Genomic DNA, 25,734 nt, shown 5'->3' on the forward strand with positions numbered 1-25,734 from the left:
AAAAATTTAATAGTTAGAGTGAATATTATGAAGATGAATAAAAAAGACAAAGATAAAATACCAAATATTACTAATGAGAATGAGCAGGAATATTGGCTTGAGTTTAAAAAAACTCTTTCGCCTTATATAAGAGAAGCTCTAATTATTAAATATTCTCCTTTAGTAAAATATGTGGCAAGCAAGATATCCGTTAATATGGGTTCTCATAAGCATATTGAATTTCAAGATTTAGTTGGATTTGGTTCTTTCGGACTTATGGATGCTATTGATAAATATAACCCTAATAGAGATATTAAGTTTAAAACTTATGCCGTTACTAGAATCAGAGGGGCAATATATGATGAGCTTAGAAAATTAGATTATCTTCCTAGATCTATTCGTAAAGATGTTAAAGAAATAGAAAAGGCAAGAGAAATATTGGAAGCTAGATTAAGCAGAAATATAAAACCTCAGGAAATAGCAGATATGCTTGGAATACCTATAAGTAAATATAATGAAACTATGAAAAGATATATAGAGGCTTCTCCTACCTCTTTAAGCGATGTTTGGTATGTAGGCGATGATTCCGATGAAATATCTGTAATAGATACATTGAAATCAAATGATAAAACCAATCCGGAATATTTAGCAGAGAGGGAAGATGTTAAAAATAAAATAATAGCTGCTTTGAAAAAACTTCCTGAAAAAGAGCAGCAAGTTCTTATATTATATTATTATGATGATCTTACTTTAAAAGAGATAGGCAAGGTATTAGATGTTTCAGAAAGCAGAATATCTCAGCTTCATACAAAAGCTATACAGCAGTTAAGATATAGTCTTTCTGAGATAAAAAAACAATTATTATAAAATAGGTGATTTTTATGAATGAATTAAAGAAAAAAATATTACAAAGTGATTTTTATAAAAAGATTTATAATAATAAAAATACTCGTTCAGTGGAATTATCAGTCGTTTCTTTGGAGCGAGGAATGCAGGAAGCTGCTGCTATATTTCAATGTCCTATTTATGAATTAAGTTATAAAGTTCTTGAGGACGGAAGTAAGGGATTTTTTAATATAGGAGCTAAGCCTTTTTTGGTGAGATATACACATATCACTTATGATAAGTCTAATATACCAGTTGCTTCTGCTAATACTTATGAAGATATATATTCAGAAGGAAATGTTCAGCAAAAGATCGTATTTAATAAAGATACAGAAGTAATTGTAAGAGTAAAGAGAGACGGAGTATTCTTGAAAGTTAATCCTCCTGTTGGCGATGGTAAAAGAATAGAAGATGTAACTGTATTAGAGGAAAAATTAATAGATGCCGGTATAAAAGAATATGATTCTCATTTAGCTAAAAAAATGCTTCATGAACAGACAGGCCAGTATGTAAAAATAGCTGAATGGGATATAGGTAAATCTGCTAATAATGCTAAAATTAGTTATACAATCACAGAAGATAAAATGCGTGCCTATGTTACTGTTACTAAGCCTAATAAGGGCGGAAGAGAAATGGATTTACAAGATGTTAAAGAACTTCTAGAGAACAGCGGTGTAACATTTGGATTTCAGGAAGAAAATGTTACTAAATGTTTAGAAGAAGGTACTTTTAATATTCCTATACTTGCTGCTGAAGGCCGTCAGCCTGTAAATGGAGAGAATGCTAAGATAGAATATTTGGTAAATGTAAATAAAAAAGTTATACCTAAATTTATAGGTGAAGATCAAAGTATTGACTATAAAGATTTAACTATAGTTGAGAATGTAGAGCAAGGTCAGAAATTAGCTAGAAAAACTCCTGCTACAGATGGAGAAGTTGGAAGAACTGTATTGGGAGTAAAATTAGAAACTAAAAGCGGAAAAGACATAGAAATAAAAGAAATACTAGGTGATAATGTTGAGATGTCAGATGATGGTGAATATATAATAGCTTCTATAAGCGGACAGGTTGTACTTAAGGGGAAACTTTTAAGTGTAGAACCAATATTTGAGGTGTCCGGAGATGTAGGTCCTGAAACAGGAAATATTAACTTCATAGGAAGTGTTGTTGTTAAAGGAAGTGTAAGCGATAATTACTCTATTAAAGCAGAAGGTAATATCGATGTACATGGAACAGTTGGAAAATGTGATCTTGAAGCTAAGGGAGACATTATGGTTAAACTTGGTATTCAAGGTAATGAAAATAGCCATGTAAAAGCAGGCGGAGATGTTATTGCTAAATTTATACAGTTCTCAAATATTGAGGCTGGAAATAATGTTGTAGTTACTGAAGCAATACTTAACTCTAATATCGATGCTGACAATAGAATAATACTTATAGGTAAGAGAGCTTCAGCAAGCGGAGGAAGATTAAGAGCTTTAAGAGAAGTTAATGGTAAAGTATTAGGTTCTCAGGCAGGAGCTAAAACATTCATAGAAACAGGAATAAGTCCTGCAAAAAGACGTGCAATAGATGATTTGGATAAAGAAAAAGAAGAATTAGATATTTCTATAGAAGAAACTGAGAGAAATATAAAATCTCTTGAACAGGCTGGAAAACTTAAAAAACTTGATGATGAGAAAAAAGAACAGCTCCAAAGTTATAAAGAACAGTTGGAGCAAGCTAATACTAGAAGAGAAGAAATAGTATTAAATAGAGAAGCATTAATTCAGGAAATGGAAATAGAAAAAGTTGAATCTACAGTAAGTGCTGGTAAAGAAATGCTTCCTGGTGTAGAACTTACTATAGGAAGTGCTGAGTTCTCTATAAGACAAAGTTATAAAGCTATTACATTCTTTGAGCAAGATGGTATGATTCAAACTGAAAAATATAGAGGTGAACCTAAAAATGAAAAGAAAAATGATGATGAATAATCATTGGGAGATAATATGGCTTTGAAAATAAATGATTTTTATATGGCTGCTATAGATTGTGCTATTGATGTTGATCCTAGAGGAAGGGAAACTGTAGAAAAAGAGCTTAATAATATAAAAAAATCTTATGATAAATTGGATGATAAAAAGAAAGAATATTTTGATAAAGATACTCTTTTCAATCCTTATTCAGATACTAGAATATTAAATATTGCAGAAGATAAAGATGTAAAAAAGATTCTTTGCGGTATAGATATGCAGACATCTGAATTACTTTTGGCTGACAGATTAAATGAAAAAAATTATAATATAGATTTAGTAATAACGCATCATCCAAATGGATATGGATTTGTTAATTTTTATGATGTTATATCTATGCAGTCTGATAAAAATGCTTTGCATAATGTAGCCATAAATGTTTCTGAAGGTTTAACCAATAAAAGACTTAATGAAGTAAGCCGTTCAGTATATTCTTCTAATCATTATAGAGATGTTGATGCTGCTAAACTTCTTAAATTAAATTATATGTGTATGCATACTGTTGCTGATAATTTTGTTGAATCTTTCTTAACTGAAAATATAAAAAAGGAAAATCCATATACACTATCAGATATCATTGATTTTTTATATACGATAGATGAATATAAAATATCTGCTAAAAGGTTTAATCCACCTAAAATATTCAATGGTTCTAATAAATCTAAAGTAGGAAAGTTTATCGTTGATATGACAGGCGGTGCTTCTTTTGATGTTGGTATGATTGAAGCTTTGTCAAAGGCTGGAGTAAGCACTATTGTTATGATGAATATATCAGACAGACTTTTAGATGAATGTAAAAAATATTATATGAATATTGTATGTGCCGGTCATATATCAAGTGATAGTTTGGGAATAAATTTATTATTTAAAGCTATAAAAGAAAAAAGTAAAGAAGATTTTGAAATTATACCTGCTTCAGGATATATTTTTGTAGAGAAATAAAGAGTATAAAGCGTATATAAAAGAGAGTTGTTATGCCTAAATATATTAATGTATTATTCGATCTTGATGGAACTATTACAGATTCGGCTCCTGGTATAATAAATGGTGCTTTATATGGAATAAAAAAAATAAATGAAGTATATAATTTAAATATATCTATTCCTGATAATGATACTTTAAGAAAGTTTATAGGGCCTCCTCTTGATGTTAGTTTTAGAAAATATTGTTTAGATGATGAAAAATTATCTCTTGATTTTATAAAATTTTATAGAGAAGATTATAACGGTAATGATGGTTTATTTAATTGTACACTTTATGATGGTATATATGATTTGATTAAAACTCTTTCTGAAAATAATTATAAAGTTTTTCTAGCTACTGCTAAACCTAAAGAATCTGCTTTAAGAATAATAGAGCATTTTTCTATGACACAATTTTTTACTAATTTTTATGCTCCAATACTTGGCGGAAAAATTAAAAGTAAATTAGATGTATTAAGAGAAGCATTAGAAAAAGAAAATTTTGATAAAGATAAAACTATAATGATAGGTGATAGGATAGATGATATAGATGCAGCAAAAAATATAGGCATTGATTCTATTGCTGTTAAATATGGTTTTGGAAATGACGAAGAATTCAAAAATGCAACTTATATAGTTAATAATACAAAAGAAATATTTAATATATTAAGTAAGTAAAATTTCTTCTAATACTTTCTGACTTTTTATTGTTCTATTTATATGATTAAATATTGATTTATTCATGATGTATTTTACATTATCTATAGAATCATTATATATTTGTTTTAGATTTTCATTTTTTATTATTTCTATAAGAGATGTATGTTTTATAATTCTCATAAATGCTATATCATATTCATTTATATTTATAGAGTCTTTGATTAGATTTCGGCATTTTTGGCATATTAATCCGCCTTCTAGTATAGAATAATGTAATAAATCATTATCTTTTTCGCATATAGTACATTTATCCAAATGGGGTGATATTCCTGCTATATGCAAAGTTTTCATTTCAAATGCTCTCATTAAAATATTGATATATATCTTTTTTATTTTATCATCATTATAATTTTTTTCCAAACTTTCTAAAGCATCTAATGTTTTTTCCATTAAAATAAAATATCTATTATCAAAATCTTTGGCACAGTATAATAATACTTCTCGTATATAGAACACTGCTAAAGATGAATATATAGATTTCTCTAATATTTTATAATTTTTTACAATAGAAGATTCTTTTAATATTGACAGTTGATTTTCTTTTTTCTCGTATATGTTTATATTTAACTTTGATATACTTTCTAAATCTGAACCAAACACTTTTGAATTATTTTTTGCTTTATGGCATATTGCCTGCATTATAGAATTATTAGTAAGAAAAGATGCTATGATAGATGAAGTTTTGTATGCATTATATGATAATATAAATGCTTCAGTATTTTTTATCAATATTATTCCTTAAACTAGGATATAAAAATAGGGCAGGCTTTAATATAATTAAAACCCGCCCACTGCTATGCCATCAGCAGCAATTAAGCTGGATTTATAGCATTGCTTGGACAAACAGCTTCGCAAGCAGCACAATCAGTGCATTTGTTTGGATCAATCACATAGATATTTCCTTCACTAATAGCATCGAATGCACACTCAGGAACGCATGATCCGCAAGCTACACAATCGTTATTTATAACACGTGGCATAATTTACCTCCAAAAAATTAAACTGTTCTATTATTATAACATAAATGAATAATGAAATCAATATCTATTATTTACTAAAAAGTTATAAAAAATAATATATTTTTCTATTATTTATACTGTTTTTTTATATTAATTAAAATTCTTAGTATGTATTGTAAAATTTTTCAATAGATGTTATAATATAACTTAATACAGTAATATCGTATTTAGAAATTCATATAAAATAAAACTACAATATTACTAGCTTTTGTAATAATTTTAAGGTTAATTTTATTAAAACAAATTTATATTTAGGAGAAAAGTTATGGTTAAGAAAAAAGAATTTAAAGTTGCAGTTGCAGGTTATGGACATGTTGGTAAAGACACAGTAAAAACTATTATAGAGAATAATGCTATAATGGAAAAAAGAACCGGAATAAAATTAACCATTAAAACCATTTTCAGCAGAAATATTGATAAAGTAAAAGATGATAAATTTTTAGATAAAGTAGAAATAAAAACTAAAGATTTAAATGATATATTAAATGATGATGATATTGATATTGTAATAGAAGTACTTGGAGGAATGGATACTGCAAAAGAACTTCTTATGAAAGTAAAAAAGCCAGTAGTTACAGCTAATAAAGCATTACTTGCCAATTGTTTTGGCGAACTTATAAAAGACAGAAAAACTGATATAGCTTTTGAGGCTTCTGTTGCAGGTGCTATACCTATAATAAAGGCTATGAAAGAGAGTTTAGTTTCTGATAGAATGGAAAATGTTTATGGAATATTAAATGGAACTTGTAATTATATTTTAACTAATATGACTAAGAACAATTTAGATTTTAAAGATGTTCTTAAAGATGCTCAGGATAAAGGATATGCTGAGGCTGATCCTACATTTGATATTGACGGAATAGATACTGCTCATAAATTATGCATACTTTCATCTATAGCTTTCTGCAATGTTATAAGTTTTGATAAGATATTTATAAGAGGTATAAGAAATATTATATTAGATGATATTGTATTTGCTTCAGAGATGGGACTTACTATAAAATTAATAGCCGAAGCTGCTTTGGATGAAAATAACAATGCATACATATACGTTATACCTACATTGCTTAATGATGATAATATGCTTTCTAAAGTTGATTATGCTTTTAATGCTATAACTGTAGTAGGCGATCGTTCTGGTGATACAGTTTTCTATGGTTCCGGTGCTGGCGGAAGACCCACAAGCAGTGCTATAGTTTCTGATGCTGTTACTTTGGCTAGAAACAGTTTAATTACTGATGATCTTAGAATACCTATACTTGGATTCGTAGAAGAAAATAAGGAGCTTCAAGTAAAAGATTTCAAAGAAAAGCATGAAACTTTCTATGTAAGATTTAAATCAAATAAAAATAATTTACTTGCATTTAATGAGGCTTTTTATGATATTAATATTGAAAAAAGTATAGAGAGAAATGGAAATTTCATGTTTGTACTTAAAGATGTTAATATCAATTCTATAATTGAAGCAATAGAAAAAGTAGAAAAGATAGATGATATATTCATCGCTAAAATAAAATAATTAAAAAATAATATTAATAAACAAATAATGTCATATATAATTATTTTTATATATTCATTATTTGTTTTTTGTTTTAAAGATTCTTTTTAAAATCCCGCCCTTTATAGTTTTTTGTTGTTAACATAATATATAATTTTTAATTGTTTTTTTACTTCATTTATAAAAGCACACCCGCCCAAATTCTTATTGTATTTTTAATCTTTTTAACGCACGCTTAGTGAATCTTTATTTATAATTTAAACTGCAATTATTGATTGATTTATATTTATAATTTTGCTTACCGTGCGGTGATAAAAGTAATGAACTTAAAAAAACTTGGGTGGGAAGCTAAAATATGAATTTGAAATTTAAAAGAAAAATAATATGAAAATGACAGGATATAGTAAAAAGCCTATAGGGTGGGATTATAGAATAATTCAATAAGGAAATTTTTTAGTTTATTTGTATATACTTATATATGGTATTTAAAATTATTGACATAAAGTAAAAACTAATATATCATATCAAAATATATGGAGGCAGATGAGTCCCGGTGGGCTCCGCGCTCTTCAAAAGCGTTGGACGTTATAACAACGTCGGCAGGTTCAACTCCTGCCTCTTCCGATAAAATTACAAAGCATTTCGGAATAATTATGAATAATAAATTTAATCTAATACAAACTAATGCAGTATTAGAAGATGAATCTATAAAACCATATCATAAAATTATTTCTCGTCCAATTGCTGCAGATATTATAAGAGAAACATTAGAAAAATTAAGAACTCAATTAAAAAATAATTCTGAATTACAATATGATAAGAAAGATATAATCAAATTATGCGAAATTGAAATAAAAAAGAAAGCAAATCTGCCAATAAAAAAAGTTATAAATGCCACTGGTACTATAATGCATACCAATTTGGGAAGGTCTCCAATAGATGCAGAAGTTTGGGATAGCGTAAGAGAATTAAATATTAACAGTAATAATCTTGAATATAATATTAATAAAGAATCAAGGGGAATAAGAGGAGAATTTGTATACTCTCTTTTAAGTAAATTAACAGGTGCTGAAGATGCTTTGGTAGTTAATAATAATGCTGCTGCAGTATTTTTAATATTAAAAACTTTAGCAAGTAATAGAGAAGTAATAGTATCAAGAGGCGAGCAGGTACAAATAGGCGGAGGCTTTAGAATACCTGATATATTAAAGGAAGCATCAGCTAAACTTATAGAAGTCGGCACTACTAATATAGTTGATATTAAAGATTATGAAGAAGCTATAACAGAAAATACTGCCATGATACTTAAAGTGCATACTTCCAATTTTAAAATAAGAGGATTTGTGAAATCTCCTTCATTAAAAAAGTTAAGAGAAACTATACCTGATAATATAGCATTAGTTTATGATGAGGGAGCAGGAATATTTGATGAAAGTATGAGCGAAGAGGAACATATAAAATCTGCATTAAAAAGCGGTGCTGATTTGGTATGCTTTTCAGGTGATAAAATGTTTTCAAGTGTGCAGGCTGGAATCATAGTAGGAAAGAAAAAATATATAGAAAAAATATACAAACATCCTTTGATGAGGGCTTTTAGATGCGGAAAAACCGTACTGTCAATATTAGAAAAAAGTATCATAAAAAGATTGAATACTGAAGGCAATTTCAAAGGATACTGTGAAACTTTATTAAGTATAGATAAAGAAATAATAAAACAAAAGGCTTTAAAGATTATAGAAAATATTGAAGGATTTGAAGTTGTTGAAGAAGATATAGAAACAGGAGGCGGTGCTATGCCTGATACTTTTTATCCGTCTTATGCTATAAGTTTTAAGCCTAAAGATATAAAGTCTGTAATTAAGTTTATGCATAATTTAGATGTGCCTATTATACCAAAAGTAAAGAAAGATTCAGTGCTTATATATGTAATAACTATAAATGATGAAGATATAAATTACATAAAAGAAGTGTTAATAAAAATAAAAGATAATTATTTTTAAAGTGAGTTAGCTAGTAATAAATAAAAAACTAATATAATTCTTGGTATAAAGTACATATGTGTTTGCTGATTATTTATAATAAGGATATAAAAGAGATATATGAAAAAGAGCTTTATTTTAATAACTTTGATATTTATTAATATCATTAGCTGTAATGACAGTAAAAATAAAAAAGATGTGTATAGTTCAGAAATTAATAATTCAGTAACTAACAATATAGAAACCAATTATATCATTGATAATACTTCTAATGATAATAAAAATATTTTAGAAACTAATAATTTATATACAGATGATATTTATGACGGATATGCATCTAATGAAGATGACATATATGAATTACTTACAAAATTAAATGAATATGAATTACTTGCTATTGAAGAACTTGAATCTGTAAAAGATACAGCTTCTTTAGATGCTTGGCAGTCAGAATATACTAAGGAATCGCCATTAATATTTGCATGTCAATATTTTCCTACAGAAGAAAAGGCCATTGAATTGATTTCTTACGGAGCAGATATAGATAAACGTGCTGATTATGGATATACTCCATTAATGGAGGCTTCTTCTAAGGGATATTTAAAACTTGTAAAAGAATTAATAAAAAATGGTGCTGATGTTAATATAATGCGCTATGAACAAGATGATGCTTTATCATGTGCGGTACTTTCTACTAATAAAAACAGTACAAAAATAGTTGAGGAATTGCTAAATGCTGGTGCTGTTGCTTACAGAGATTATCCCATTCCAGATAGCGAAGATGAAACAGTAACTATAATAGATCAGTTCTTTAATTATAGTTGTGATGCAGAAAAGTTTAAACTTCTTGCAGAGGCTGGTGCTGATATTGAAAACTCTTATTATGGTATACCAGTAATAGCTATGGCTGTTCAAAAGGATTGTATTGATATAGTAAAATATTTAGTATCTAAAGGTATTGATCCTGCTATGAATTATACGGATTATAGAAATATAGAATTTTCATTGCTTAATGAAACATTTAATAATAAAACTACTGATATAGCTGAATATTTAATAAAGAATGGAGCGGATGTAAATTCTAAAAGTACAATGGATCCTTACAGCAAAGAAACTCAAAACTTAATATTTACCGCTATTGAAAAAGATAATATAGAATTGGTAAAATTACTTATAGAATATGGAGCAGATACTTCAGCAGTAAACAAAGAAGGTAAAACTATTTTTGATATAGCTAAAGAAAAAGGTTATAATGAAATAGAGCAGCTTAAAAAATAGTAAAAATAAGAATTGTTTTTAAGTTATAAATTATTGGATTATAACTGATGAAGTAAGTTTTTATCTATTTATATGTGATTTTTTCCATTATTAATAATAAATAATTTTTTATATTAGAATGCTAAATATAAAAATTGTGAGCATCTAGACAATAAATAGTGAACAATTTTTATTAATAACAATAAAATGAGAATATAGCAATAAAAAGTGAGCAATAAATTTATTTATTCACTGATTATAGGCTATCCAAGTAGGCACCATTACGGGTGGCGAATATAACAATAAAAATGAGCCGAGCCAGTGAATAAATTTATTTATTCACTCTACTCAGGCGAGGCGAATATAACAATAATAGGAATTTATATTATGAATAAAATAATAGGAACTGCTGGGCATGTTGATCATGGTAAATCAGAATTAATAAAGGCTTTAACTGGAATTTCTATGATGAGGCTTCCTGAAGAACAGAAAAGAGAAATGACTATTGATTTGGGATTCGGTTTTTTCAAGCCTAATGATGATATTACAATAGGTGTAATAGATGTACCTGGACATGAGAGATTTATAAGAAATATGGTTGCTGGTATGTGGAGCTTGGATTTAGTTATGCTTGTAGTTTGTGCTAATGAAGGCTGGATGAATATGACTGAAGAGCATGCTAAAGTAGCTTTATCTCTTGGCATAAGAAATATAATATGCGTAATTAATAAAATTGATTTAGTTGATGATGATAAATTAAAAGAAAGCGAAGAAGATATTAAAAAAAATCTATATAGAATATTCAATAAAGATATAGAAATAGTAAAAGTATCAGCCTTAAATGGTACTAATATAGACTTTTTGAAAGATAGAATAACTGATATATTATCAAATGAAAAATATGAAGATGATATAAAGACTCATATTTATGTAGATAGAGTATTTTCTATAAAAGGTGCTGGACTTACTATTACAGGAAGTCTTAGAGGAGGTATAATAAAAAGAGATGATATCCTAGTACATTATCCAAGCAAAAAAGAAATTTCAATAAGAAATATTCAATCTTACCATGAAGATAAAGAAATTGTTTACTCCGCTTCAAGAATAGCTATTAATATAAAAAATATAAAAAAAGAAGAAATAAGAAGAGGGCATTTATTATGCTGTAAGGAAGAAAAAATATTTTCAACAGATGAAATAATATTAGAGCTTATAAATAAAAATGATGTTGAATACCTTAAAAAAATAAAGAATGCTGAATTTGCTGTAGGTACAGAATGCTTGATTGCTCAAATACTTCCTATTTACAAAAACAAAACATATTCTGATAAAGATAATAAAAATAATAAAGAAATAGATAATAGATTCATAAGATTAAAATTTGATGAGCTTATATCAGTGTTTTGGAAAGAACGCGGTATATTAATAAGTCATGGAGGAAGCAGTATAATAGCAGCAGGCAATGTATTTTGGGGAGAAAAAACTAATCCTTTCATTAGAAAAAGAATAATTGATAATGCTTCTGAGTTTTTGGGAGAAATAAAAAGAGATAAATATAATGATTTATTTATGTCAGTGAATGGTTATACCGAAGCAAGCGGAGAGATTCCTGATTATGCCATTAAAGTTTCAAATTTCTTTGTGAAAAAAGATTATTTAAATAGTTTATTAGAAAGATTAAAAAATCTAATAGAAAATAAAAAAGAAGGCATAAGTTTTGAAGACATAAGAAATTATTTAAATATTAATAATGCATTTACAAAAGTCTTTATAGATTATTCAGTTGAAAATGAAATATTAATGCCTTTTAATAATATATACAAAAAATATAATGAAGAAATTACTTTAAATAATTCTCAAAAAATATTATTAGAAAAATTAAAAAAAGAAGATTTAAACGGATTAGATGAAAAAACTATAAGAACATTTACTAATGGAATGAAAGATATAAAAATATTATCAGCATCAAAAAAGGCTGTGTATCTTGATGAGGGTATATATTATCATATAGATGTTTATAATAGAATAAAAAAACTTATTTTGCAAAATACAAAAACTAATGATATTATTACAATAGCTTCTGTGCGTGATAAAACAGGACTTTCCAGAAAATACGTACTTCCTATATTAAATGCATTTGAAAGAGAAAAATTAGTTAGAAGAGAAGGCAGTGAAAGAATAGTGCTTTGATATTTATTTTACTAATGCTTTATATTAAAAGTTATTGAAATGTACTTTAAAAATTTTTTCTAATGACATAAAATATATAAAAATATTTCGGAGATTAAAATGGATATTAAAGAAGAAATAAAGCCTGAATCTAATTTTGATAATTTTTTGGCATTAGATATTAGAACAGGTACTATAATAGAAGCAGAAGATTTTCCAAAAGCTAAAAGACCGGCATACAAATTAAAAATTGATTTTGGTAAATTGGGTATAAAGGTTTCATCAGCACAAATAACTAAATTATATAAAAAAGAAGATTTGATAGGAAGACGCATAATTGCTGTAGTTAATTTTCCAAAAAAACAGATAGCCAACTTTTTTTCAGAGTGTTTAGTTTTAGGTGCTGTAAAAGATAATGGAGAAGTTGTATTATTAACTACAAAAGAAGAATGTGAAAACGGTACAGTTATAGGATAATATTGTTTATACTGAAAATTTTTAACTTTATCAATTTTTTGTTGTTATTTTTACCGCCTTATGTTACAGATGTACTTCGTCAAGAATCATACAAAGTAAGCTTGCGGTGAAAGTGTAAGTATAAAATTAATATTAAATCATACTAAAATTGTCTTACATATAAGATAATTTATTAAATTCAAGTTCAAATGTAGCCTTTTTGCTTCTTTGTGGCAACAAAAGAAGTGGGGTTTGGGGCAAAGCCCCAAATATAAAAACAAAAATATAAATTTATTTTTGACAAAATATAGTCGTTTAGGTATATATAAATTATAATACGGAGAATATATATGGGCTTACTTAATAGAGAAGATATTGAAACATTACAATCATTTAATACAGACGGCGGCGGATATTTCTATAAAATGCTGAATTATTTGGAAGAGTTTATTGAAAATGGTATAAAAGAAAATAAGTTCACATTGGAAGAGGCTAGGGAAGATTTAGATATTGCTTTATGGTATTCTTATGCCTGTAATAATATAGGTGATTATGAGCATTATTATATGTCTAAAGAGTTTATGAAATACTCTGAGAAAAATGCTAAAGGATGCGGAACTTGGTATTATAGGCATGCTGTGGCATTAATTTACTGCGGAAAATTGGAAGAAGCATTAAAATATTCTGAACAAGGTGTTATTGAAGAGCCTGATTATCCTTGGGGATGGCTTGAGCTTGCTAAATTAAGACTTCATTTCGGAAATAAAGAAGGAGCTGTCGAAGCTAATAATAAGGGATTGGAGCTTGTACCGGGTGATTATGAGTTTTTAAGACAGGCTGAAGAAATAGAAAATTATTATTCTATAGAGGCGTTAGAATATCATTACATTAATGAAGAGAGCGATAAAAATTTACTCAAAGGGCTTGATTACGGAGAAGATAAATTAAATGCTATAGCTTATATATTATGCGATGAAGAAAAATTGCTGGCTATTAAAGATATTATTAATCCTATAGATTGGGAAGCTGATCATCCTTATTGTACTTTTAAATTTTATGTTGCTGATGATTTGGTGGATGGTGTATTTTTAATGAATGAAGCTGCTATATCAAAATTGAATAAAAAATTGATAAAAGAATCCATAGAAGAATTAAAAGATGTAAAAGAAAAAATAAAAAATGAAGAAAATTCTAAATTAACATTTGTAAAATTTAATATTGATTATACTATTGAGGCAGGATTTAAAAACGAAGAAACAGATAAAACTTTTTCAATTAGGAAAATGTTTAATAAAGATTCAGAATATAAAAAAGTTGCTGATGAAATTTTTGATTCTTATGGTATGCCTTTAGAGCCTTATTTAGAGGAGCTTCCTAATATTGTTACTTTGTATAAAAAAGAATATGGTTTTTTATATTATGCTGAATGCTGGATAAATGAAGATAATATAGTAAAGCATACTGGAATAGTTGGAAGCAGCGGAGATATTAAAGAATATGAATGCAGTAATCCAAGAGAATATAAAAATTTTTTAGATGATTTTTATAAAGAGTATAGTGATTATAAAGTAATTGATAATGAAGATTTATCTTATTTGATTTTGCAATTTGAAATAGAACCTTTTGAAAATGAATTACCTGAAAAATATGCTGATGTTTTAAATAAAATAGGTAATGTTTTAAATTCAGTTTTGAGCTGGAATGGTCTTGGTTCTTTAGATTCTTGGAATGCCGGCGAAACTGAAAATATAAAAGGAAAATATGTTATTAATTTCTTTTCTGTAGTTGTAGATGTTGATATTGCATTCAGACTCATATTAAATGAAGTTATAGAAGAAATTAAAGATGATGTAAATTTCGATCATATAAAAATGGCTTATGTTCCATATATAGATAATGGAGAAGACTTTACTTTAATATATTCATCAGATGACAGCACAGATTTTTCTATTTGATTTGAATTTTTAATAAAATTAAGTATAAAATTTTTTACTATTATGATGAAAAATTTTATACTTTATTATTTATAAAAATAAAAAATTAATCCTAAATTATACTAATTATATTTTGGAATAAGTAAGTTTACTGATATTTGACTGCATATTAAAATTATTTTTTAGATTTTCCATTAGGATTTTTGGAAGTTACATTTTTATGTACTGATTTTTTAGCAGGCTTTAATTGTTTAAGCTGATTTATTTTTTCTCTTATTTCAATAGCCTTTTCAAATTCTAAGCTATCTGATGCTTTTTTCATCTCTTTTTCAAGCTCTTTTATATAATCATCGCTTTTCTGTTCTGGGTCAATTTTTACTCTTTCATTAAATCTTCTAAAGTCGAAATGAAGCTCATAAGATGTTTCAACTTTCTCCTCACGTTCAATGATATCCTGTATTTTTTTGATTATTGTTTTAGGAGTGATATCATGCTCTTTGTTGTACTCCATCTGTATTGTTCTTCTTCTTTCAGTTTCTTCAATGGCTACTTTCATAGCATCGCTTATAGAGTCTGCAAACATTATAACTCTGCCGTTTGCATTTCTTGCTGCACGTCCTATAGTCTGTATTAGGGTAGTGGTATTTCTTAAAAAACCTGTTTTATCAGCATCAAGTATTAATATGAGTGATACTTCAGGTACATCAAGCCCCTCTCTTAAAAGGTTAATTCCCACAAGTACATCAAAAGCACCTAGCCTTAAATCTCTTATTATTTCAACACGTTCTACGGTTTGAATGTCTGAATGAAGATAACGAGTTCTTACTCCATTTTCATTTAAATATTTTGTAAGGTCTTCAGCCATTTTTTTTGTAAGTGTTGTTATGAATATTCTTTCATTGTTTGATACAGTCTTTTTTATTTCTTCAAGTATTCTGTCTATTTGTCCATCAATAGGATATACTTCTATTATAGGGTCAAGCAAGCCTGTAGGACGAATTATCTGCTCTACAACCTGAGAACTTTTCTTTAATTCATATTCAGCAGGTGTGGCACTAATATATATTGTATCATGAGTGAGTTTTTCAAATTCTTCAAAGTATAAAGGTCTATTATCAAGAGCTGAAGGAAGTCTGAACCCGTACTTTACTAAAGTCTCTTTTCTGCTTCTGTCTCCAAAAAACATTCCTCTAATTTGAGGCACACTCACATGCGATTCATCTATTATAGTAAGAAAATCATCCGGAAAATAGTCTATTAAACAAGCAGGTCTGTCTCCTTCTTTTCTTCCTGATAATGGACGAGAATAATTTTCTATTCCTGCACAGTATCCAACCTCTCTAAGCATTTCTAAATCATATTTTGTTCTTCCGTATATTCTTTCTGCTTCTACTAATTTTCCTTCAGATTTGAATTTATTGTATTGCTCTTCAAGTTCTTCTTCTATTAGTTTTATACCCGCAGCCAATTTATTTCCTCCTGTAACGAAGTGCTTTGCCGGATATATTACAACTCTGTCTTGTTCTGCTAATTTTTGTCTTGTTATAGGATTGATTTTTATTATACGCTCAACAGTATCACCAAAAAATTCTACTCTGATAACCTCATCAGAATAGGCACTCATTATTTCTATAGTATCGCCTATAACTTTGAATCTTGCTCTTTCAAGTACATCTTTAACACGCTCATATTGTATAGACACTAATTTTTCAATTATTTCATCTCTGTCATATTCTCCGTCTTTTTCTATAGCAATATATAATTTTCTATAATCTTCAGGAGAACCTAAACCGTATATACAAGAAACAGAAGCCACTATTATAACATCTCTCCTTTCAAGAAGCGATGTAGTTGCTTTAAGTCTTAATCTGTCAATTTCATCATTAACAGAAGCATCTTTGTCTATATATAAATCTTTTGCTGGAACATAGGCTTCAGGCTGATAATAATCGTAATATGAAACAAAGTATTCAACAGCATTATTCGGAAAGAAGTCTTTTAATTCTCTGTAAAGCTGTGCCGCTAAAGTTTTGTTATGCGACATTACTAGAGTAGGACGATTAGCTTTTTCTATAACATTTGCTATAGTAAAAGTTTTTCCGCTTGCTGTAACTCCAAGAAGAGTTTGATATTTATTTTTATTTTCAAGTCCTTTTACCAAAGAGTCTATTGCGGTTACTTGATCTCCTGAAGGCTTGAAATTTGATTCTAATTTAAAATCCATATTTTAATTAATAAAAATTAACAGTTCTTGTTAACACTACGCTTTTATTGTCAAAATCTGTAACTTCTGCCTTAAATGTGTATTTTCCTCTTTTAGGAACAAATACTCCGCCTCTGTAGAAATGCGAATCTACTCCGTACACTTCTTCAAAAGTATAATTTGGAGATATATAATATACATTATCTCTTTTTATGAAGTATGTGAAATCATAATCTCTTACTAAATCATCATTCATAAATATTTTTACTCTTTTAAGCCCCATAGGTATACCGCCTAATAAGTCATAAGCTTTAACGAATAATTTTATTTCTCCATTATAACTCATAGGCATTTTATCTTTTATTTGTATGAGTCTGTTTTCTGTTCTTAAATATATACCATGAATCAATGGTGCTTGAGTCGAACCTTTATCTATATTTAAATATTCTAATGGGTCTACAACTAATCCCTCTTTCATATTTTCTATAGTTAAATGTAAATGTGCTCCTCCGGATCTTCCGCTGTTTCCTGTAAGAGCTACCACATCTTTTTCTGTAACTTTAGCATAAGATTTTTCTATAGTGCCCGGTTCTATATGATAATAATAACTTCTTAAATTATCAGGGTGTTCTATCATAAGTACATTTCCTACACCATAAAGAGGTCTGGTAGGGTCTTCATCTTCATCAACATAATAAACTATTTCACCGTCTTTTACAGGATATATTTCCATTTTATGTCCGCCGAAATCAACTCCGTTATGAAAATGGTCTGTTCTAAACTCTCCGAATGTGCTTGTTACTCTTATTCTGTTTGGATCAATAGGAACCCTTGCAAATAAGAACGAAGATATTACAAATAATAATAATATATATTTTTTCATAGTTTAACCCTCTTATACGTATAAATCATCTTGTCTGTTACAATCATATATTCATTTTCTAAATTTGATATATCAAGATTGTATACCCAACCATCTAAATATTTTTCAAATACAATTTCTTTTGTATGATTATCATATATTAAAACTACACTTCTAGCATCTTTTGAAACGCTCATAATTGTAGTATTAGTTTCGCCATTTAATTTCATGTTGATAGCATTTTGCATATCATATTTTTCTAAATTGATTCTTTTTATTTCATTACCTTTATTTAATGAGTATAATATAATATCTCTGTCAGCTAGCATAAATGCTGTCATTGATTTTTCACTTATATAACTAGATACATGCCTTCTTCTATTAAGTCCTGTATCTGAATACCACATAGTATTTCCATTAGCATCATAAAGAGTAATATATTCAGGTCTTATTCCGCTAACAGCCAATGCAAAACTTCCGTATTCGCTTATTGCTACAGATTTTACTATATTTATTTCGCTTAGAATAGTTGATATTGCAAAAGATAATTCACCGTTTCTATTTACATATGCTATATCTCCGCTTGAAAAACCTGCAATATAATCACCTGTATACAAAGCAAAGGCTCCGTCAGTTATTATTTCACCATATTGTATATGTTTGCTTAAAGGGTTATTATTAAAGTCAAACATTTGTATTTTTGAGTTGTCGCTTGAATGGTATACTATTCTTTCTGCATAAGGAGCTATTTCCGGATAAATAGATGTATTAGTACGCCATATAATTCCGCCCATATTATTATATGCATCTATATAATTTCCATATCTTTTATATATAATAAAATTCTGATTGTTTAAAGTTGCTAATTCTCCTCTTGATAGATTTGTGCTGTATATTGTATCTCCATTAAAATCAAAATAATGAATTATACCTTCAGGCTTTGTAAAAAAGTTATGTTTGAATATACCATTTATATAAAAATTTTCATCATGAGATGGGGGATCTAATGAATCTGTTTTTTTACTCCAAACATTTACAGTATTATATTCTTCATTAAGCCTATTAGTACCGAAGAAAAATATAAACAAAACTATCAAAACTAAAGCAGTTATTATAGTTAAATACCTAATGAGTAAAGGTTCTATTTTATGTATATTTTCTGATTCTATTATGGATTTCTCTTTTATTTTCATTTACTGCATCAGCTCTCTAATTATAAATTACAATTTTTATTTTATTTGAGTAAGCATTTTAGTATTAAATGAAACAGGCTTTTCTAAAATACTTAAAGGATCAAATGTCATATTTCCTGCTCTCATTTCCCAATGACAATGAGGACCTGTAGACATTCCTGTAGAACCTATTAATCCTATTACTTCGCCTTTTTTAACATACTGTCCTTCTTTTGCTATTAATTTGGACATATGGAAATATGAGCTGTATACTCCTTCGCCATGATCTATAACTACGCAGTTTCCTCTAACAAATAATTCTCTTGATACTCTTACAACTCCATTATTTGCTGCTATTATAGGAGTGCCATTTGTGTTGGCTATATCGAATCCCTGATGATATCTTGCATAGTCTTTAGTGTATCCTCTGAAAGCACCGAATCCTGATGAGTATCTTCCTTGAGAAGGCATTATATAAACTTTATCTGCATAATTAGTAGGTGTATAAGTTATATAAACTTTTCCATTTAATAATTCTTTTTCTTCCTTAGATTTTTGAGGATTACTTATAATATTTTTCATAGTAGAAGTAACACCTGGTATTTGTTTTGGTTTTGGTGGTGGAGGAGTGAAGTCTAATTTTATATCTATTGCCACATTTAATACTGTATTATCTTTTAATTTGATATCAGATATAAATTGATATTTTTTATCCTGAGCACCTACATATATACCGAATACGCTTTTATAAACTTTCATGTTTCTGTCAGCATTTTTTACTTCAAAAAATTTTACTATAGGTCTTGCACTTCCCATGAGTTTTGAGTTTTCTATTTTTACTTCATCTTTGGAAGCTATGAATATAGTTGATACTTTACCAGCATAAAATGGGAAAGGATCTGCATATATTTTTATATCATTATCATATTTTTTGAAATCTTCTAAAGAATTAAAGGCTTTATTTCTAGTATACATAGCTCCAGTTATTAAAACAGCATTATTATTGCTTACTTTTATTTTTGTATTTGGAGCAAGATAATAATATTTATTTCCTATTTTTATTTCAGCAAAAGCATTTTTTTCAGTTTCTATAATATCATTTGCCAATATTTCATTAGAAGTTTTTATATCAATATTTTTTCCGCCTCTGCTTAGAGAAGTATTACCTAAATATTGAATATTATTTTGAGAGTACAAAGATAATGAAATTAAAAATATAATGCTGATAATATATTTCATAAAACCTCCGAAATTATTATTTTATATTAAATTATTTATTTTATACAATTATTTTTTATATGAAGACTTATCTAATTTTAATAAATGTTCTTTTATATCTCTGTTTGTAGGAGCAAGCTCAAAAGCTTTTGTCAAAAATTCTTTAGCTCTTTCAAAATCATTTTTCTTAAGGAAAGCCCAGCCTAATGAATCTAAATAAGCCGGATTATTAGGATCTATTGATAATGCTTTTCTAATTTCTTCTATTCCTTCTTCTATATTAGTTTCTGTATCTGCCAAAATAAATCCTAAAGAATTTCTAGCATTTGCACTTTTTGGATCAAGATTAACAGCTTTTCTCAAATGCTCTATAGCTTTTCTTATATTTCCTTTCTTATAATAAACATAGCCTAAAGCGGCATGTATTTGAGTATTTTCAACTCCAGAGGATAAAGCATCTAGAAGTTCAAATTCAGCTAGATCATACATTTCTTTAACGGCATATATGTATCCTACTATTATATGAGCCTGCATAAGTCTAAGAGGATTATCAAGTCTTCTCATGATTTTATCAAATACCTGAAGAGTATTATCATAATCTTGAATTTGTGCATAGGCTAATGCTAGATGGTATCCGGATTCAACATCATTTTTTTCTGAGAATATTTTTTCCAAAGAGTCTATTGCTTCTTTATAGTTTTCATTTCTAAAAAATTTTATTCCGTCTTCTAATTTACTTCTGCTAGAGCCTATACTCATATATAATCCCTCATATATTTGATTGTTGCTATATTGTATATTTATAATGTAAAAATCTCAATATATTTTAACTAAAACTTTAATAAAAAAATTATGTAAAGTTATTAATATTTTTTTTATTTATTAATATATAAATTTTGACATTTCATTTGCTATATATTTTGTCTTTTCAGCAATATTATTAATAGTTTCATCATCACACATATCGGCTAAATCATACTTAGAACCATTAACAGAAAAGTCATTTAATATATTTATAAATAATTCTATATCTTCCTTATCAGCATTTATTGATATATATTTATCTTTTTCAGAATTATTATATAAATCTTTTAAATATATTTTTTTGTTATGAAGACATTCTAAAATTAATACTGATAAATCTAATATTAAATCTATTACTATATCTATATTATGTTCAATACCATTACAAATATATTTTATATCTTTACTTTTTCTAAATGAATCAACTTTTATTGTAGAATATTCATTGTATACATTGAAGTCAGTAAATATTTTTTTAACGCTATATTGAGTATTATCATTCTCATCAAAATACTCTAATAATACTAATGAGTCATCACAATCACCAAAATATTCTCCCCATAATTTATCTATATACATATTATTCCTTTAATATTAAATTAATTTTATGCGAAGTATTATATTAAAAATATTTTATTTGTAAAGTTAAAAAAATCATTACATTTGCCCGCCCTTTTACTTTATAGCTTTAATATGAATTTTTATTATTTTATTTTTTAAAGCTTTTAGTAGAATTGTTAATATCCCGCCCTTACTTTTTGTAGAGTTAGAGCTTAATTAACACGCGGTGAATGGGCATTATTTTTATGGCTATTTTTATAATATGATTCATCTTTGTTTTTAAACTTTACTCTGCGCGTGCTGAATATGTTTATTTTGAAGTTAAATTTATTTTGTATTAGTTATTATCATCTATTTTTAAACTATCTATTGCTTTATTAAGTTTCTTTTTTAATTTTTTTCTTTCTGCAGCATTATCATTTTCATACATATAAAGCATATTATTATTTTCTAAATTCTCTAATTGTGTTTTACCCATTTTAAATATTTCTTTAAGCATATTCTTTGCATCATTATATCCTTCTTTAATACGCATTTTAGCACCTTCAAGTGAAAAGTCCATAGCCCCATTAAAGAAGTTTCCTATATCATTACTTGGTACTATTTCATAAACTTTGCAATTATTGAATTTTTCTCTTGTGCTTTCTTTGTATAAATTAATGGCTATTATTTCATCGCATTTTTCTTCATAAAGAGGCTTTAAAGGCAGATTATTTCCTTTTAATAATTCAACTCCGCCGTCTATATAATCAACCCCTTCTATTGTCTGCCTTCCGAATATTACTGGTATTGCACTTGTTGCCATCATTATTTCTTTTATCTCTTTTGCTGATTTGTTGTTTAATTTGAAATATTCAGCATCAATGTTTTTTAAATTTACAGCTGTGGCATATATTGGATATTCATAATTGATTATAATGTCAATATTTAAATATTTTTCTATTATTTCTATTAATCCTTTTCTGCTGAAAATTCCATTTGAAGATATATAATTATTATTTTTATCCATTTTCTTTTTTGAGAGTATTTTATCTTCTATTTCATTAGTCCAAATATATTCGGCTATGTCATAATTATTCTGTGCTATCAAACATGCATTAAGAACGCCTACAGAAGTACCGGATATTGCTTTAATCATTTTATCTACTTCGTATTCTCTTAAAGCCTTCCATACTCCTATTTGATAGCTTCCAAGTCCTCCGCCTCCGCCTAAAACTAAACCTAATTTTTTCATATAATCTCCAAAATATCAAAATCAAATTTTACTTAAATATACTCCCCAGAAATCATTTATAAATTCTAAATAATCTCTCTTGTTTTTATCCGTAATTTTTTCAAGTTTTTTATTAGTTTTTTCTTCATATTCCATTATTTTTTTGTATTGAAATTGAAGTTTTTCTTTGTATTTAAATATTTCTTTATTTGAGGAATATGAATCAAAGTATTTATTTAAATATTTTAATGTGTTCTCATAGTCTTTTTTTATTAAATATATTTTAGCTATCTCTTTATAACATAAAGGCGATTCAAAATTTCTTATTTCTTTAATCAGAAGTTTATATAAACTTTCTATCTTTATATGTCTGGCTTCTTTATTTTCTTTATCATGAAATAGTATAGAATCGCATTCTGCCATTGCCTTTTTATATTTTTTATTATCAAAATATTCTCTAGCTAATTCTATGGATTTTTTTGAATCAGTGTACTTTATAGGCGGATTAAATGTTTTGGATATCATTTTTAGTTCATTTATAATTAGTACAATAATATCATAATTTGTAATCTCAGCATTATAATCAAAATTGGATATATTTATTCCATATTCATTTACTAAATCAATTTTTATATCTTTTATATTTACATTAGGATTTATTTTCATTATTGAATTAATTATATAACTTTCTTCTTTATCTAATTTTTCTATCTTTTTTATGCCGCTTAATATTGGTATAATATATTCATAAGTATTAATATTATTTTGGGTATTCAAAAAAAGTTTATTTATGAAATTAGGTTTTTCTATTAATTTGCAGTATATATCATTTACTTTTATTTTCTGATTTATATCAACATTGAAATCAAATAATATAGATTTTATCATATAGATATTTTCTTTTGGTATATTATTTTCTGAATCATTTACATTTGATATTTTTGTAAATAGATCATTGCTTAAACATATAATTTTCTCTATATTATCCATATCAATGTATTTGATATTATCAAATTCAAGAATATTAGATGCAGCTTTGAACTCTAATAATTGAACTTTTTTTTCTAATGAATCTATTCGGTTTGATTCTTTATTAATTTTATTTAGTATTACATTAAATGATTCTCTTACATTATTGCATATTGTAATTAATTCTTCTTCAATATTTCTTTCTATATTGTTTAATTTATTATTTAAATATATAAGCCCTTCATAAGTGATTTTATTTTGATTTGCTAAATATTCTATCATTTTTAATGAGGCATTTTTTACTACAGCATAATTATAATCAATTTCGCCTCTTATCTTTCTATTTTGTCCTGTTATAGAGTTAATTATATTTTCTAAAAAACCTTGTTTTGCTAAATATTCAGTTCTGGATTTTCCTGCACTTAAAGATGATACAGCTTCTATAATAAGTTCTGTTAATTTAGTTGAATTGTTTTCATAATCCTTTATATTATTTAGTATATATTCCTGTATTATAGTTTTATCTTTTTCATCAATTTCATTTTCATATGGTATAGTAAAATCCATAATATCTCCGACTATATAGTATCATTATATATTATACAATTTATTTGATTTTATCACAAATATTTTAAATTATGAAGTTTTATATTATTGGTTCTCTTATATTTTATTATTGATTTTTTATGTTTTAATGGTATTTTAATATATCAAAATTTTAAGGAGTAAAAATGAAAAATATATTTATAATGTTATGTTTTTTTATTTCATTTGTTTCTTGCAGTAATACTAATATTGCCAATACAAATAATACTAATGTTATAATGTCTACAAATGATGACGGAAGCATAGTCTTTGAGCAAAAGGATATTGTTTATAATATTGACTATATACCTAATGTTGTTTATGCTAATAAAGATAATACAGATTTAACACTTCAGATAATGATTCCTAGAACTCTTAATGTTGATACTAATGCAAAATATCCTTTAGTAGTTTATATACAAGGTTCGGCATGGAGAAAGCAGAATGTATATAGAAATTTGGTTGCTCTTGGTGATTTTGCTAGAAGGGGATATGTTGTTGCTATAGTTGAATACAGACCAAGCGATACAGCAATTTTTCCGGCACAGATAGAGGATACAAGAGATGCAATTAAATTCATGCTTGATAATTCTGATAAATATAATGCTGATACTAATAATTTATTTGTTTGGGGTGATTCTTCAGGAGGACATACTTCATTATTTACAGCAATACCATTGAATGATAATGATAATACAATACCAAATATAAATGCAATAATTTCCTATTATCCTCCTACAGACTTACTTGAAATGAGAAATGATCCTCTAGGCTCAACTACAGGAGATGCAAACAGCCCTGAAGGAATTTTGATAGGCAGAAAAAATGTTTATGATTATCCTGAAGAAGCTAAAAAGATAAGCCCTTATTATGAGATTTCAAAAGCTAAAGACTTACCTCCTATATTTTTGGCACATGGTACAGCTGACGGATTAGTACCTTTTAATCAAAGTAAAATTTTGGCTGATAAATTAAAAGAAGAGAACAGAGTTTATGAATTTTATGCTATAAAAGATGCCGATCATGGAGATTGGCAGTTTTGGACTAAAGATATGTTTGATTTAGTTGAAAATTTTATAAATAAATATAAAAAATAATTTTTATTAATTATTAACTATGCTGCATCTATCTTATTATGCAGTATAGTTATTTATTGACAAATTGGTATAAATAAGATATAATATTTTAACTATGGAACAGAAACTCAAAACTCAAAACTCAAAACTCAAAACTCAAAACTCAAAACTCAAAACTCAAAACTCAAAACTCAAAACTCA

General features: G+C 27.0%; 21 protein-coding genes and 1 tRNA gene. 12 read left to right on the plus strand and 10 right to left on the minus strand.

The genetic code is table 11. From position 1 onward, the window contains the following. The first annotated feature begins 27 nt into the window (after positions 1-27). The 4 genes from whiG to Q0K19_RS10145 are packed head-to-tail and all read left to right on the plus strand — an operon-like array spanning position 28 to position 4,516. Entirely contained in the window at positions 28-846 is an 819-nt protein-coding gene (whiG, locus tag Q0K19_RS10130; protein ID WP_041177314.1) for an RNA polymerase sigma factor WhiG, read from the plus strand. Between the two features lie 14 nt (positions 847-860). Next, positions 861-2,837 (plus strand): FapA family protein, encoded by a 1,977-nt coding sequence (locus tag Q0K19_RS10135; protein ID WP_297247666.1) that lies wholly within the window; start codon positions 861-863, stop codon positions 2,835-2,837. 15 nt (positions 2,838-2,852) lie between these two features. After that, positions 2,853-3,818 (plus strand): hypothetical protein, encoded by a 966-nt coding sequence (locus Q0K19_RS10140; RefSeq protein WP_297247667.1) that lies wholly within the window; start codon positions 2,853-2,855, stop codon positions 3,816-3,818. Between the two features lie 32 nt (positions 3,819-3,850). After that, positions 3,851-4,516, plus strand: a complete 666-nt coding sequence (locus Q0K19_RS10145; protein ID WP_297247668.1) for an HAD-IA family hydrolase — start codon at positions 3,851-3,853, stop codon at positions 4,514-4,516. On the opposite strand, the gene recO is transcribed toward Q0K19_RS10145, so the two are convergent. After that, positions 4,505-5,287 carry a DNA repair protein RecO gene (gene recO, locus Q0K19_RS10150; RefSeq protein ID WP_297247669.1) on the minus strand — a complete coding sequence of 261 codons (783 nt, stop codon included), beginning with the start codon at positions 5,285-5,287 and terminating at the stop codon, positions 4,505-4,507. The genes Q0K19_RS10145 and recO overlap by 12 nt on opposite strands. A gap of 83 nt (positions 5,288-5,370) precedes the next feature. Then, positions 5,371-5,538, minus strand: coding sequence for a DUF362 domain-containing protein (locus Q0K19_RS10155; protein WP_014487796.1), 168 nt, complete (start codon positions 5,536-5,538; stop codon positions 5,371-5,373). Between the two features lie 304 nt (positions 5,539-5,842). Between Q0K19_RS10155 and Q0K19_RS10160 the strand changes: the two genes are divergently transcribed. From Q0K19_RS10160 to Q0K19_RS10190, 7 genes are all read left to right on the plus strand, one after another. After that, positions 5,843-7,096: a homoserine dehydrogenase gene (locus Q0K19_RS10160; RefSeq protein WP_297247670.1), complete on the plus strand. Its 1,254-nt coding sequence runs from the start codon at positions 5,843-5,845 to the stop codon at positions 7,094-7,096. A 514-nt stretch (positions 7,097-7,610) separates the two neighbouring features. Next, positions 7,611-7,700 (plus strand) — tRNA-Sec (locus Q0K19_RS10165). Between the two features lie 28 nt (positions 7,701-7,728). Beyond that, complete coding sequence (gene selA, locus Q0K19_RS10170; protein WP_297247671.1) at positions 7,729-9,075, plus strand: L-seryl-tRNA(Sec) selenium transferase; 1,347 nt, start codon at positions 7,729-7,731, stop codon at positions 9,073-9,075. A gap of 99 nt (positions 9,076-9,174) precedes the next feature. Further along, a complete protein-coding gene (locus Q0K19_RS10175) occupies positions 9,175-10,332 on the plus strand; it encodes an ankyrin repeat domain-containing protein (protein ID WP_297247672.1) in 1,158 nt (385 codons plus the stop codon). A 366-nt stretch (positions 10,333-10,698) separates the two neighbouring features. Beyond that, positions 10,699-12,501 carry a selenocysteine-specific translation elongation factor gene (gene selB / locus Q0K19_RS10180; protein ID WP_297247673.1) on the plus strand — a complete coding sequence of 601 codons (1,803 nt, stop codon included), beginning with the start codon at positions 10,699-10,701 and terminating at the stop codon, positions 12,499-12,501. A 99-nt stretch (positions 12,502-12,600) separates the two neighbouring features. Beyond that, on the plus strand, positions 12,601-12,957 hold the full coding sequence (locus Q0K19_RS10185) for a tRNA-binding protein (protein WP_297247674.1): 357 nt from the start codon (positions 12,601-12,603) through the stop codon (positions 12,955-12,957). Between the two features lie 329 nt (positions 12,958-13,286). After that, positions 13,287-14,891, plus strand: coding sequence for a tetratricopeptide repeat protein (locus Q0K19_RS10190; protein WP_297247675.1), 1,605 nt, complete (start codon positions 13,287-13,289; stop codon positions 14,889-14,891). Between the two features lie 154 nt (positions 14,892-15,045). On the opposite strand, the gene uvrB is transcribed toward Q0K19_RS10190, so the two are convergent. The 8 genes from uvrB to Q0K19_RS10230 all read right to left on the minus strand — a co-directional run bounded on the left by uvrB (position 15,046) and on the right by Q0K19_RS10230 (position 24,439). Further along, the gene (gene uvrB / locus Q0K19_RS10195; RefSeq protein ID WP_297247676.1) at positions 15,046-17,094 is read right to left on the minus strand and encodes an excinuclease ABC subunit UvrB; all 2,049 of its coding nucleotides are present in this window, start codon (positions 17,092-17,094) and stop codon (positions 15,046-15,048) included. 7 nt (positions 17,095-17,101) lie between these two features. Then, a complete protein-coding gene (locus Q0K19_RS10200; RefSeq protein WP_297247677.1) occupies positions 17,102-17,956 on the minus strand; it encodes a M23 family metallopeptidase in 855 nt (284 codons plus the stop codon). Further along, positions 17,953-19,128: a hypothetical protein gene (locus Q0K19_RS10205; RefSeq protein WP_297247678.1), complete on the minus strand. Its 1,176-nt coding sequence runs from the start codon at positions 19,126-19,128 to the stop codon at positions 17,953-17,955. The genes Q0K19_RS10200 and Q0K19_RS10205 overlap by 4 nt, the downstream gene beginning before the upstream one ends. Before the next feature lie 36 nt (positions 19,129-19,164). Then, a complete protein-coding gene (locus Q0K19_RS10210; RefSeq protein ID WP_297247679.1) occupies positions 19,165-20,346 on the minus strand; it encodes a M23 family metallopeptidase in 1,182 nt (393 codons plus the stop codon). Between the two features lie 48 nt (positions 20,347-20,394). Further along, positions 20,395-21,084 (minus strand): tetratricopeptide repeat protein, encoded by a 690-nt coding sequence (locus Q0K19_RS10215; RefSeq protein ID WP_014487806.1) that lies wholly within the window; start codon positions 21,082-21,084, stop codon positions 20,395-20,397. Positions 21,085-21,207: 123 nt separating this feature from the next. Next, complete coding sequence (locus Q0K19_RS10220; RefSeq protein ID WP_297247680.1) at positions 21,208-21,708, minus strand: imm68 putative immunity domain-containing protein; 501 nt, start codon at positions 21,706-21,708, stop codon at positions 21,208-21,210. Between the two features lie 319 nt (positions 21,709-22,027). Then, positions 22,028-22,924 (minus strand): patatin-like phospholipase family protein, encoded by an 897-nt coding sequence (locus tag Q0K19_RS10225; RefSeq protein WP_048594420.1) that lies wholly within the window; start codon positions 22,922-22,924, stop codon positions 22,028-22,030. A 21-nt stretch (positions 22,925-22,945) separates the two neighbouring features. Next, positions 22,946-24,439 carry a hypothetical protein gene (locus tag Q0K19_RS10230; RefSeq protein WP_297247681.1) on the minus strand — a complete coding sequence of 498 codons (1,494 nt, stop codon included), beginning with the start codon at positions 24,437-24,439 and terminating at the stop codon, positions 22,946-22,948. A 164-nt stretch (positions 24,440-24,603) separates the two neighbouring features. On the opposite strand from Q0K19_RS10230, the gene Q0K19_RS10235 reads away from it, so the two are divergent. Then, a complete protein-coding gene (locus Q0K19_RS10235; RefSeq protein WP_297247682.1) occupies positions 24,604-25,554 on the plus strand; it encodes an alpha/beta hydrolase in 951 nt (316 codons plus the stop codon). The last annotated feature ends 180 nt before the right edge of the window (positions 25,555-25,734 follow it).

Origin of the sequence: uncultured Brachyspira sp. (genome assembly GCF_944393015.1) — a bacterium.
Taxonomy (GTDB): Bacteria; Spirochaetota; Brachyspiria; order Brachyspirales; family Brachyspiraceae; genus Brachyspira.